This is a genomic window from Oscillatoria sp. HE19RPO (assembly GCF_024220515.1).
GTDB lineage: Bacteria > Cyanobacteriota > Cyanobacteriia > Cyanobacteriales > Laspinemataceae > Laspinema.
In genome coordinates this window covers 1-12,278 of record NZ_JAMXOT010000226.1, presented here as the reverse complement: position 1 = coordinate 12,278, position 12,278 = coordinate 1, and the positions used below count along the sequence as shown (strand labels likewise).

Sequence of the window (12,278 nt, the reverse complement as noted above, 5' to 3'; positions counted from 1 at the left end):
ATCTTGATTTTGCCTCAGTTGGATATTGATGCGCCAGTTGGAGAGGATTTCTAGCAAGTTGTTTCGGAATGGATTCCCTATTTTAAGAGTCAGCAATTCGTTGATGGCTTGTTGTTGGGTGGTCCCTCGGCCTAAGACTCTCAACCACAGGGTATTTGGATTGGCGGGTAATTGGTCGATCGCCACCAAGGCGGTCCTCTGAAATTCTGACATAAAATACATCCCACTCATCCAGTTGCCGGAGGGGTCCAGTTCTGCGCCAAACCCGTTCACCAGTCTTGAAGAACAAGATGGGGACAAAATCCATAACCGGGGTAAGTCGGATTCCGTTAGGGACTGCTTTTCCCTTCGCGCTTGTCTCCCCAAGTCGCTGTGGAGGGAGTAGAGTTTCAGGAGGCAGCTTCGGACTTCTGCTGGGGTGGGAGGGTTTCTAAACACCTCAAATAACCCAGCAGTAGTTGCCATTTGTGCTAGAATTCCTAGGTTTTCTGGTGCGGTGGATGGAGTATCGTTGGGGACAAAATAAACGTCTACTTGTCGGACTTCGCTGGGAATATCTCGACTGGTTTGGACTTGGCCGAGATAGGCTAATAACTCCTCTAAATATTGTTTAGCAAATTGGTCATGCGCGGTTCGGGTCATGTTAATCTTTCCATCATTCTCTTGAGTTTCTAAGGGTTTTTGCGTGAGGGGTGACTCTCTAAATACAGGCAGGATAACAGACTGTTTCTATTATTGCTGAATTCATCCCGCTTGCGGGTAGACTCGGGGAAATAATAGCCAGTTGCCACGGGACTGACACCCTTGGATTTGCTAAAATGGTAGGGATGGGTCAGGGTTCAATCGGTCTTAAACCGTTCTGAACCCCAAAATATATCATTTCAATATCGCTAAATGTGCTAAAATTATGTGTGGAAGATTTAGTTTTCATCAAGCGCCTGAAACGGTGGCAGAGTTGTTTAAATTGGCGGGAATTCCTCAGATAAAACCTCGATATAATATTGCGCCGACTCAATCGGTTCCTACGGTGTTGCAGCAGGAGGAAACCCAGGACCGTCAGTTTCAGATGATGCGGTGGGGGTTGATTCCTTCTTGGTCTAAGGATATGAAAATGGGGGCAAAATTGATTAATGCGCGTTCGGAAACGGTGGCGGAAAAACCTTCGTTTCGATCGCCTTTTCGTCGTCGCCGTTGTTGGATTCTGGCGGATGGGTTCTATGAGTGGGAAACGACGGATTCAGGAAAACAACCCTTTTATTTTCAACTGAAGGAGGGACAACCCTTTGCTTTTGCTGGGTTGTGGGAACGTTGGCAGTCTCCGGAAGGGGAAGTGATTGAGTCTTGCACGATTTTAACGACGGAAGCAAACGAACTGATGAGTCGGATTCATGTGCGAATGCCGGTGATTTTGTCTCCTACCAGTCGCGATCGCTGGCTAGATCCGGCAACTCCTCCGGAGGAATTACACCCCCTCCTGACGCCTTACGATTCACAAGCCATGATCTGCTATCCTGTGAGTCGGATGGTGAATACGCCTAAAACTGACTCCCAGGACTGTGTACAACCGATCGCCGCTTTAGAACAATGAATCACTCTCTCAATTATCTCCCCCTGGTTGCACTTGCCGATCGCATCGCTGAACCTGACTTTTTAATCCAGACAAAATTTACGCCATCTTTAACCTTAAACCCTAAATGTAGAGGCGATTCGCGAATCGCCTCTACATTTGGGGGAGATTCTCCAATGTGGGATGAAGCACAAGTCAGGATTACCTCAGATTGGCAACCGCCTGGAGAGGGTCAACTGGCAGTTGCCTCTCGGCATGGAGTTGCTTTAAGTTGGCTATTCCAAGAATTAAAAACTCAGACGTTTTTTACAGAACTTCTCGAAGATGACTATTTCTATCGGTATTTGGTCAAAGCTGTGTGGCGTTATCAGTTCGACTGCTTACAAAACTGCAACTCGGAAGAGATTTCTGAAGGCGATCGCCACTTTTGGGAACAGGAGTTAACTCTGGATTCGCCGTCCATTTCCGACGCACTTCGCGAAAATCCTCCCAGTCGCGTCATTGCAGGAACTATTCACCAGGAAGATACCCCAACTGGACTCCTGCAAGCGGTTTTAGCGGCTGCCGATCGCCTGTTTCTGACCGAGTTTGTGGATTTATTTGTGTATGGCAGTTTGATGCGGGGAGAAATCAATCATTATTTATTAGAAAATGCTGAATACATCGCAGATGATGCGATCGCCGATGCCGAGTTATTCAATTTAGGTCCCTATCCCATGTACGTCCCGGGAACCGGAACCCTGTATGGTGAATGCTATCATATTCCCTTAACCATTATCCCCCATCTTGACCGATTGGAAGACCATCCTCACTTTTATCAACGCCTGTGGATGCCTTGTTTGAGTGGTCACATCCGGTTAGTTTATCAAGGGTTTGCCTCACATATCAAAGGTTGTCCCCAAATTCTCAGTGGATATTGGCGCGATCGCCACTGATATCAATCAAGTCCGGATCCACTCCAGTAAATCCGTTAGTCCGGGTGAGATGGATTCCGGGTTTAACCCGGGAATGACAACAAGGGGTTAATTTTGAGGAAATCACCGTATTTGAGATCAATCGAGGGAGTTCCCCCGATTGATTTAACCCAAAACTAAAGGAAATTCTCATTGTTCTGTTACCACTCTGTGAGGACGGGACAATGAGTCATGCTGAAAAAATCCCCATGTTTGATAATAATATGACGCTTGGAATCCAGAGTAATAATGCCGTCCCGGCGGAGTTTCCCTAACATTCGGGTAATCGTCACGCGACTGGTGGCGATCGCCGTTGCCAAGTCATAATGGGTGAGTCGGACTCGTAACCGAGTTCCCTCTGCAACCGCTTCTCCCATTTCCTGCTTGAGAAGCAATAATAACTGAATTAACCGATCCTCTACCTTGCGTTGACTGCTAATTGCCAGAATGGCTTCTACCTGTCGCATTCGTCGCATCAATTGAGGGAACATTTCCCTGGCTAAATGGGGCGATGCTTCCACTTCTCGCAGGGAAAACCACATCAAATAAACATCCGATAGAGCTTTGGCGTGATAGGTTTGCAGGCAGCTAAAGGACAGACTAAAACACATGGAGGGACCCACCCATCCTAACAGTCCCTCTTCTCCGGTGGGATAAAGGGTACCCAGTTGCACCAACCCTTGAGCAACTTGCCAAATTCCTTGAGATAAAATCGGAATATTATCGCCTTTGGCATAAAAATGCAGTCGGCGTTCTTCTCTAGCGCGATGCCTATCAGTTTCTGGAACAGCCTTAAGCGTTTGAAGCATACCTACAACCTACCCGTCAATAACCCGGGTTACAAACTTTAGGTTTACTCTATCGGCTCAAGGTAAAGATTAGGTAATCCTTGGCGGAAATCTGGGTTAAGATTGGGTTCCCATTTGGTTATGCCAAATTATTTTAGCCCTTTTTCTTTTTTTTACGGGCTTTTTTTGATTTGGAGGAGGGGTTTGGATACAGCAGTTCTAAGCGCAATTGGTCCCGGATTTCGGGTTCTAAATATTTCTGATGCAGGGGTTGCCACTCTAACCAGGACAAATAGCGGTTTTCTAGCAGTTTTTCAGCTAAAGTTGGAAGGGCATCCTGAAGATTGCAGCCCAAAACTCGGGAGAGAGTTTCCGCTAAAACGACGCTATCTTGCATTTTACCCAAAACCTCTTGAATCTCTTTGAGGTCGTCAACATACTCTGAATAATCTTTCCCATAAAAATTCGTAAACAAGCTCATTTGATAGCGCACTCGCTTGACTTGCTTGCGGAGATCGTGGAGGGTTTCTCCCTGTTTTTGGAATAATTCCTCGACCTCAGTCTCGGTGAGGTTATTTATTTTAACCTTACCTTTTTTAGTTTTGATTCCCAGTAACCAGCCCGGATGGAGAAATAGGTCGCTGACTTCGGGTAATAATAAGTCAGGAAGAATACCTTGAATTGGCAAAACAGACATTTCTCCGTAACTGGGGCGGTTTAACCAGTCGGCCAAACTGTTTTTAAAAGATAGATAAATTTCGCTGTTTAGGGTTTCTTTGACGGCATCAAAGGCTTGACTCCGTTCGGATTTTAAGAGGGTTAAGGCCCGTTTGAATTCGTCTTTTTCTCGGTCGGGTAAGGCGTCTTGATAATGGGTTTCTAGGGTTTCTAACAGAACATCTAAATCCCGCAAACTGCCTAGACTGCGGGAGATTTTGCCAATTTGACTGTGGCGGGCGGCTTTGGGTAAATCTAATGCCGGTGCAAATCCTTTGGCAGCCGATCGCAGTCGGCGCATCCCCACTCGCATCTGATGCAGGGCTTCGGGGTCGCGATCGCTTAAGACATCTTCTTCATATTGAATGGTTTTTTGGAAATGTTTTTCCAGGGCAATTTTGGCCCAATCTCCGAGGGTATTGGCAGACTGTTTGCTATCGGATTTCATGATGGAATAGCACTCCTAACAGTGAGTTTAATCAGAAAAAAATGCTGAGGCTGAATATGATTAACCGGAACCAAGGGCCATTGTATCACCCTTTTCCCCTGAACGGTTATTGACAAACTTCAGAGGGGCGTGCGCTAGATTCAGGCAGAATCTCTTCCGGTTGATATCGCCAGGGTGGAATCGTGATATCCAGAGGTTTGCTGATCCACAAGTCATATCGAACGGCACAGTCTTCGGTTTGGCAGGACCGCAGGAAGGGTTTGCCGGTCCAAATTTGACAGCTACAGAGGGGTTTGGGTTCTTGAATGTCATAACCCCCAGAAATGGGCTGGAGTTGGAAGAATTCGATATGCCAATGGGCGGGTTCCACGGCAACACATTCGGCAATACACTCGGATGGTAAATCGCTGAGGGTTGTCTGAGGGCTTTTATAGGGTTTGATGGCGATGGGGAGGTAGTCGATATCCAATAGATATTGGTTAAAGCCCAAATGGTAGGCGCTTTGGACGATTTGCTGCCAGTCATGGAGGGGCTGTAATTCCCCTTCGCGGGGGCTGGTTTGTTCAAAGTAATATCCGCCAAACAGCCAAATTAGTTTGGCGAGGATGGTTTCCACCCGATGGCGATCGCGCTTTAACAACTCCACATCTTCCGGTAATAACATCCGTCCCGGGACCGCCCACCAATATTCCCAAGTCAACTCGCCATCGAAGGGGAGGAGGCGTTTAACCAAGCCGGGAATGCGATCGCGCAATTGGATCCCGCGAATCTCCGCGAGTCCCCCTTGTTCTGGTAAGGGTAAGGGTAAGTTTAAATGAGCTTGCAGGGGATGCTCAGGGGCGCTGGCTTCCTCTGGGGACATCACCGCACGATTTGGGACTGTTGGAAGCTTACTGTATAACATGATTCATTTTCCTCTTGTTTTCTACTCTATTATTACTTCCTTTAAGGATAATTCGTCTGGCTATTCATCAGCTTCTATCCTAGGTCTGTTTTAACTCCTGGGGAGCTTGAGGGGCGATAAGTCCCGCGCTCTAATCTTCGATTGAGCGTCGGGATACATGGACCCCTCAAGTCAATTGAAGGGTATGTGCTTCGCACACGCTGCGCGAACGATACCCTGAAAATTGACAATCAGTGGGATTGTCATGCTACAATATTATCGCCAATTATTTTCACGGTAATGCTGAGAGCAACCAAGTACAGAATTTATCCAACCACAGAGCAAAGGCGACACCTTGCTCAAAGTTTTGGTTGCTGTAGATTTGCTTGGAACTACGCTCTCAATCTGACTAGCGAAACCTACAAAGCTACGGGGAAGGGCCTGGGTCGCTTTGCCATTCAGAAAGAGATAACCAATCTCAAGAAAGAGTATGAATGGATGAAAGAACCTTATTCCCAATGCTTACAGGTTGTTGCCCTAAATTTGTCCAGGGCTTTTATCAATTTCTTTGAAGGGAGAGCTTCCTATCCTCAATTCAAGTCAAAGCACCGTAACCAATCCATTAGTTATCCCCAAAATGTCTCAATCGTAGAAGATGGCATCAAATTCCCCAAAATGGGAATTGTTCATGCCAGACTACATAGACCGATTAAAGGGGCAATCAGAACCGTTACGGTGTCGATGAACGCCTCATGTCAATACTTGGCCTCTGTCCTAGTCGATGATGGGAAAGATATCCCCGAAAAAACGACTGAAGGTAAAGCGGTAGGTATTGATTTAGGTTTGACTCATTTTGCTATCCGCGACGATGGGTCTAAGTTTGACAACCCCCGTTGGTTAGCTAAACATGAGAAAAATCTAAGAGCCAAGCAGAAGCGGTTATCCAGAAGACCTCAAGGTTCCAACAATCGCAATAAAGCCCGAAAGCAGGTAGCTGGGGTACAGAACAAAATAGCTAGATGCAGGGAAGATTTTCACCACAAACTATCACGCAGGATGGTAGACGAAAACCAAGTCATAGTGGTCGAAAATCTAGCAGTTAAGAACATGGTCAAGAATCACTGTCTCGCCAAGGCTATCAGTCAAGTGGGATGGGGTCAGTTCTGCACCATGCTGAAGTACAAAGCAGAGCAAGAAGGGAAAGTTTACCTTGAGGTAGACCGATTCTTTCCTAGCTCGAAAACCTGCAACGTTTGCCTAAATCAAGTAAAAAGCCTGACCCTTGATATTAGGTTCTGGCAGTGCGAGAAATGTCAAGCGAAACATGACAGAGATATCAACGCCGCCAAAAAGATCCCAGATGAAGGACTGCGTATTCTATCCTCACCGGACCGGGGAGTTCGCCTATCGCCCAGGTGTAAGTCGAGATAGTAGAGGACGAAAGAAATCTACTGTCTCGCAGCCTGCTGGGTAGGAAGCCGACGGTGTAATCTCTGATTCACCGTTCGGTAGTTCACTCTTTTCTTTAGAAACTACCTCCGTACAATTAGAAATTATCAATCTGCTATGGGGCGGATTGAGATGTCAACCGATTCCTCTAGGGAGGGTATCATGCGGAATCCGGTTTTGACAGACCTTTGAAAACCAGATTCCGGATAAAATGCGATCGCCCGGTAATCACCACTGAAATCACCACTGCGGCATAGACATCAACAAAGCCGTTGCCGTCGTTGCATCCACGGGTCTAGAGAACAAATACCCCTGACCCGATTCACATTGTAACGCCCGCAGTTGAGCCAACTGTTCCAAGGTTTCCACCCCTTCAGCCACCACATCCATATCTAAATTGTGAGCCAAATCGATACAGGTGCGGACAATTTCCAAACTCTCCGCCTCACTACTCATCCGACTCACAAAAGAGCGATCGATTTTCAACGTATCAATCGGCAACCGTTGCAACCGACTCAGGGAAGAATACCCCGTCCCAAAATCATCAATACACAACTGAATTTGGCGTTTCTTGAGCTGGGTGAGCAAACTCGCTGCCGACTCGGCTGCCGCCATAATTGCGGTTTCTGTAATTTCCAACTTCAAGCAAGCACCACTCAGCCCGGTTTGCTGGAGGATCTGGTCAATATAATCCACCAGTCCCGGATTGCCAAACTGTACCCCGGCAACATTCACACTCATGGTCAAAAAGGGAGCCCCTCCCCCTTCCCCTCGTTCTGGATTCGGGAGGATTAAACCCAGGGATTGCCATCGTTCCTGCCACTGCTGCAATTGATGGCAGGCTTCCTCTAGGACCCATGCCCCCATTGGCACAATTGATCCGGTTCCTTCGGCAACGGGGATAAACTCCCCGGGTAGCACAAAGCCCCGTCGGGGATGTTGCCAGCGCACCAAGGCTTCAAATCCGGCAATCTGCCCTGTTTTTAAATCGATAATCGGCTGGTAATACAGGAGCAACTCCTGGCGTTTGAGGGCGAGTCTGAGGTCAGTTTCTAGTTGTAACATGGCCAGGGCCCCGGAATGCATTTGGCGTTCAAATACAGCAGTCCGTCCTCCCCCCATTGTTTTGGCATGATACATGGCCGTATCTGCGGCGCGCAAAAAGTCTTCGGGCCGTTCTAAACTGTTGCCGGAGGAGGATTCGGTGCCATTGCCATTGGTTGAGGGGGGCGGGGCTTGGCTATACTCGGGAGTCTGGGGAAAGTTAATGGCAATGCCAATACTGGCGGTACTGAACATATCATGACCGTTGATTTGAAAGGGGAGGGTGAGTTCTTTATGAATGCGATCGGCAATGGCGAGGGAGGTAGCTGGATCGTCAATTTCATCGACGAGAATCGCAAATTCATCGGTTCCCACTCGGGCTAGGGTATCTTTTGGCCTTATACAGGTTCCCAGGCGGCGCGCTGTGGCATTGAGTAGGAGGTCTCCGACTAAGTGTCCGAAACTATATTTAATGATGCTAAACCGATCTAAATCGATAAAGAGGACGGCAAAGCCATAATGGGGACGACGTTTTGAATGACGGAGCGATCGCCCTAATCCGTTGAGGAACCATGCCTCATTCGGCAGTCCGGTTAGGGGGTCGTAAAAGGCATTATACAACAGTTGTTCCCGGTCTTTGTTGCGATCGGTCACATCATGAACCACGGCTAAATGGAGGCCGGAAATAAAATTAGCGCTGGCTGAATATTCGACATCGCGAATAGTGCCGTCAGACCGGATAATTTTCAGTTCTCCGGTGTCTCGACCCACGGTGCGGAATTTGGTAAAGCCGGTTTTGAAATCACAGGTGGATTCCATATACTTATAAATCGGCTGTCCGATTAAGTCTTCTTTGGAGAGTCCGAGGAGGGTACAAGCGGCAGGGTTGACGTTGGTAAATTGGCCGAGGTCGTTGAAGATGGCCATCGCATCCAGGGCACACTCGAACACGGCGCGCAGTTGTCGTTCATTCGCTTGCATGGCTTTTTCCGCCAACAGGCGCGATCGCCGTCCGGCAAATTCCCGCAATTCGCGATCGATCGCCGGAATCAATCGGGCCAGGTAATCTTTCATCACATAATCGTGAGCACCGGCTTTCATGGCGGAAATTGCTGCATCTTCTCCGATTTGTCCAGAAACGATAATAAAGGGTAAATCCAGTCCCATCTTTTGCATCACCGCTAATGCCTCCGGTGCGCTAAATTGGGGTAAGGCATAATCCGCTAAGATGAGTTCCCAATTTTCCCGTTCGAGGGCGTCTTTCATGGACTCAGGATTGTCTACTCGTTCTACGGTCAAATCATAACCGCCTCGTTTGAGTTCGCGCAGTAGCAACAATGCATCATCCTCGGAATCTTCTACCATTAGCACCCGCAACGGTCGCCCCATTTTCATCCTCCTTCGTGGTTTTGTCCTGGAAAAATATTGGGTAAAGTTTAGGATTATATCGGATTTTTAAAGTGGCTATTATTCATTGATTCTACCACACAATTGCTCAAGTTCATCCATTATTTATTTGGAAAATTAAGCGAATTTGAGCAATTTTTTAATTTTTATTAATGGATTTAATACTTATAATCAAACCTACATTTCCGGCTTTTTGTCTGTTATCCCGGCTACAATTTTTGGGGACAAGATGTCACAACCGACCAAGCATTGAAGGGATGCCGGTTGTGACAACAGGTTCCAAATCTCCCGAGGGAACCCCATTACCGCCCAATTACAGGGTAAAATAAAAGGTGGCCCCCTGATTCACTTCGGAGGTCGCCCAAACTTGGCCGCCATGACGCTGAACAATCCGGGCGACGGTGGCTAAACCAATCCCTGTGCCTTCAAATTCGCTGGTTTTATGCAGGCGTTGAAAGGGGGCAAAGAGTTTATCGGCATAGCTCATATTAAAACCGGCTCCGTTGTCTCGCACAAAATATATAGTTTTGTTGGATGTGCTAGGAGAACGCTTCCCTGGAGGCAGGACCGGGGGAATGCTGATGCCAAATTCAATACAGGCATGGGCGGTTTTACTGGTAAATTTCCAGGCATTACCCAGCAAATTCTCTAACATCACTTGCAGCAAGTGCGGGTCTCCATCAGCCACCAGACCCTCGGTCAATTTAAACCGGATGGGGCGATCGCGTTGAGTCTCTTGCAGTTCCGTGGCGATCGCCCGGGCCATTTTGCTCAGATTCACCGGCTTTCGTTGCATCTGAGTGCGGGTCACCCGGGAAAGACTCAACAGGTCATCAATCAGTTGATTCATGCGTTCCGTCGCGGCACAGACTCGCTGCAGATAATCTTTTCCTGTCTCATCTAAAACCGTTTGATAGTCTTCGATGACGGCTTTGGCAAATCCTCTAATCGCCCGCAGGGGAGCACGCAAATCGTGAGAGACGGAGTAACAAAAGGCTTCCAGTTCTTGGTTTGCCGATTGCAATTCGGCAGTGCGTTCCATGACTCGTCGTTCCAGTTGGGCGTTGATCTCACCCCTCACCTTTTCCCGTTGACAGCGATCGCTAATATCACAGTCAAATACTGCCAGATGAGTCACTTCACCCTGGGAATCCATCGCTGGATAGATGCAAACCTCAAAGTGAGCTTGGTTGCGAACTTCTTTAAATCGCACTGGCTTCCCGGTTTGAATGACTTGTTCTATATAATTGCGACGCACTTTAGCTAACCAGTCTGGGAGGCGGTGATACATACATTGTCCCACGGCTTCCGGCAGTTGTAGGCCGAGGCGTTGTGCTGCCATCCGGTTACCGGCTAATAAAATGCCTTGGGGATCAACGAGGTATAAGGATTCGGTGGTGGCGTTTAAGAGTGCCAAAGTGGTGGGATCGCTGGCGATTCTGGGTTCTTCCCGGGGGATCGTGGCGATCGCACCTCTGGTTTGTTGCATCATCTGTAGTTGCTGGGTGTGGCTGTGCACTCCTTGTATTTGCCCACTCCACAGCACGGTTGATCCACAAATCTGTTGGAGTTTCTGCCAGTATGTATCCAAAGTCTCACTCGGTTCAAGCTCGGACTGGGTTGTTTTGGGCAAGGGCTGGTGTATATCTCCCAGGATTTCGCACAAGGTAGCATTCACTTTGAGAAATCGTTCCTCTAACTGAGCGATCGCCAGAGGAGAGGGGGACTGCTCATCCAGACTGGAGAACTCTTCTGATTCGTCAAATTTGGATAAGAACTGGGACGAGGAATTAAGGTTATCCCCTTCTTTCTCCTCGTCTGCGATCGGTTCCCCCCGAAAGAAAACTAGGGAATTTTCAACCGCTTTCAGGGAAGCTGATTCAATCCAAGATGCCGGTTCGTTCCGGTTTAACCGGGCTTTCAAACGGTCAGTGACTCCAGTTACGCCGGTTTCTTTACCCGCCCCTGAATCGTCCCTATTTGGGGTGAAAATTTCCCCCAATTTATTCTCGAATGTTTCAGGATTCCCACTCCAGGATTCGTCTGTTGCTGGCTTTTCAATTGTTTGGGCGGCAGCGTAAATTAAGCCGGTTTCCTGATGTAGAATCCGCCAGGATAGCCAACAATATTCCCCCGTTTTGTGACGATATCGATTTTTGATCTGACAAACTTGGCCGATATCGGCAGCTTGTTCAGTCATTAAAGTCCGGTGGAGATCGTCAGGATGGATTAAGTCACGCCAGGAGTGCGATCGCAATTCTTCTAGGTTCCAGCCGAGAACATTTTGCCAAGTGGCGTTGAGCTTCAGGAAATCTCCTTCACGGTTTCTGATGCACAACAATTCCCTGGATAGATTAAAGAATACCTGCATTTCTTCTGGAACGATCTCTGCGGTTACCGCCATTGCTTTGATCCGTTCAATCATTTGTTTTGTCCCTAGATTGCAACTTTTCATCCATCGTCTCCCTGACAGCTTAATTTCTCCCCTGTTTGCCGCTTCCGAGGCAGGATTTGCCGGTCCAAGTTTTCTCTTGCTTTGAGGCTGGATTACCTGAGAGTTAGAGCGATTTTGATTGGGACAAGTTCCTCTTCATTAGTCACATTTTCTAATTCTTGTTCCATTATAATTGAAAGCTATAAATTTGGGGGTTTTGTGTTCAAAATTTGACGGGAACCGGCGATCGGCCTTTTTCCTTCAAAGTTAACCCGATTTCCTCTCTCGCGATGCCGGTCTTCTCACTGTATAGGCGCGACGGTTCTAGTTTCGACTCCCCTTTCATCACCCTCCCTCTTCTGATTCAGATGGTTTCCACCCAGTCACTCTGACTTTATCTGAATTATTGCCAATTTCAGAAATACTTTATAGTTTTTTAATTTCAAGACTCTAAGGGAACTCCAAAAAATAAAACCTTCAAAAAACCCGCAGGCTCAAGCCTGGGGCTACACGGACAAAGCGGTGCCTGCGCGGGCTAAAAGAGCCTTGTTAGGTGCGATCGCATCAAAGCAAGGATGATTTATTTGT

General features: G+C 47.7%; 10 protein-coding genes. 3 read left to right on the top strand and 7 right to left on the bottom strand.

Annotated features, from left to right (window positions below; translation table 11 throughout):
* Positions 1–642: hypothetical protein (locus tag NG833_RS20080; protein ID WP_254567050.1), on the bottom strand; the 642-nt coding region annotated here is incomplete at its 3' end.
* Between the two features lie 265 nt (positions 643–907).
* Here NG833_RS20080 and NG833_RS20075 point away from each other — a divergent pair.
* Together NG833_RS20075 and NG833_RS20070 are read left to right on the top strand one after the other, a co-directional pair.
* Positions 908–1,588: an SOS response-associated peptidase gene (locus NG833_RS20075; RefSeq protein WP_254567049.1), complete on the top strand. Its 681-nt coding sequence runs from the start codon at positions 908–910 to the stop codon at positions 1,586–1,588.
* Positions 1,585–2,502: a gamma-glutamylcyclotransferase gene (locus NG833_RS20070; protein ID WP_254567048.1), complete on the top strand. Its 918-nt coding sequence runs from the start codon at positions 1,585–1,587 to the stop codon at positions 2,500–2,502. The genes NG833_RS20075 and NG833_RS20070 overlap by 4 nt, the downstream gene beginning before the upstream one ends.
* On the opposite strand, the gene NG833_RS20065 is transcribed toward NG833_RS20070, so the two are convergent.
* From NG833_RS20065 to NG833_RS20050, 4 genes are all read right to left on the bottom strand, one after another.
* Positions 2,474–2,674: a hypothetical protein gene (locus NG833_RS20065; protein ID WP_254567047.1), complete on the bottom strand. Its 201-nt coding sequence runs from the start codon at positions 2,672–2,674 to the stop codon at positions 2,474–2,476. The genes NG833_RS20070 and NG833_RS20065 overlap by 29 nt on opposite strands.
* A 7-nt stretch (positions 2,675–2,681) precedes the next feature.
* Entirely contained in the window at positions 2,682–3,329 is a 648-nt protein-coding gene (locus NG833_RS20060) for a Crp/Fnr family transcriptional regulator (protein WP_254567046.1), read from the bottom strand.
* Between the two features lie 133 nt (positions 3,330–3,462).
* Complete coding sequence (locus NG833_RS20055) at positions 3,463–4,473, bottom strand: CHAD domain-containing protein (RefSeq protein ID WP_254567045.1); 1,011 nt, start codon at positions 4,471–4,473, stop codon at positions 3,463–3,465.
* 106 nt (positions 4,474–4,579) lie between these two features.
* Positions 4,580–5,377 carry a hypothetical protein gene (locus NG833_RS20050; RefSeq protein ID WP_254567044.1) on the bottom strand — a complete coding sequence of 266 codons (798 nt, stop codon included), beginning with the start codon at positions 5,375–5,377 and terminating at the stop codon, positions 4,580–4,582.
* A gap of 279 nt (positions 5,378–5,656) precedes the next feature.
* Between NG833_RS20050 and NG833_RS20045 the strand changes: the two genes are divergently transcribed.
* On the top strand, positions 5,657–6,787 hold the full coding sequence (locus tag NG833_RS20045; protein WP_254567043.1) for a transposase: 1,131 nt from the start codon (positions 5,657–5,659) through the stop codon (positions 6,785–6,787).
* Between the two features lie 258 nt (positions 6,788–7,045).
* Here the strand turns inward: NG833_RS20045 and NG833_RS20040 are convergent, their stop codons facing one another.
* Entirely contained in the window at positions 7,046–9,238 is a 2,193-nt protein-coding gene (locus NG833_RS20040) for an EAL domain-containing protein (protein ID WP_254567042.1), read from the bottom strand.
* 331 nt (positions 9,239–9,569) lie between these two features.
* Entirely contained in the window at positions 9,570–11,711 is a 2,142-nt protein-coding gene (locus NG833_RS20035; RefSeq protein ID WP_254567041.1) for an ATP-binding protein, read from the bottom strand.
* Between the last annotated feature and the right edge of the window lie 567 nt (positions 11,712–12,278).

What these genes read in the sequence shown, in the direction of transcription:
- NG833_RS20045 (WP_254567043.1), top strand. Translation starts at nt 5,657, where the DNA reads ATGCTGAGAGCAACCAAGTACAGAATTTATCCAACCACAGAGCAAAGG.
- NG833_RS20060 (WP_254567046.1), bottom strand. Translation starts at nt 3,329, where the DNA reads ATGCTTCAAACGCTTAAGGCTGTTCCAGAAACTGATAGGCATCGCGCT.
- NG833_RS20035 (WP_254567041.1), bottom strand. Translation starts at nt 11,711, where the DNA reads ATGAAAAGTTGCAATCTAGGGACAAAACAAATGATTGAACGGATCAAA.
- NG833_RS20065 (WP_254567047.1), bottom strand. Translation starts at nt 2,674, where the DNA reads ATGAGAATTTCCTTTAGTTTTGGGTTAAATCAATCGGGGGAACTCCCT.
- NG833_RS20075 (WP_254567049.1), top strand. Translation starts at nt 908, where the DNA reads ATGTGTGGAAGATTTAGTTTTCATCAAGCGCCTGAAACGGTGGCAGAG.
- NG833_RS20040 (WP_254567042.1), bottom strand. Translation starts at nt 9,238, where the DNA reads ATGGGGCGACCGTTGCGGGTGCTAATGGTAGAAGATTCCGAGGATGAT.
- NG833_RS20050 (WP_254567044.1), bottom strand. Translation starts at nt 5,377, where the DNA reads ATGTTATACAGTAAGCTTCCAACAGTCCCAAATCGTGCGGTGATGTCC.
- NG833_RS20070 (WP_254567048.1), top strand. Translation starts at nt 1,585, where the DNA reads ATGAATCACTCTCTCAATTATCTCCCCCTGGTTGCACTTGCCGATCGC.
- NG833_RS20055 (WP_254567045.1), bottom strand. Translation starts at nt 4,473, where the DNA reads ATGAAATCCGATAGCAAACAGTCTGCCAATACCCTCGGAGATTGGGCC.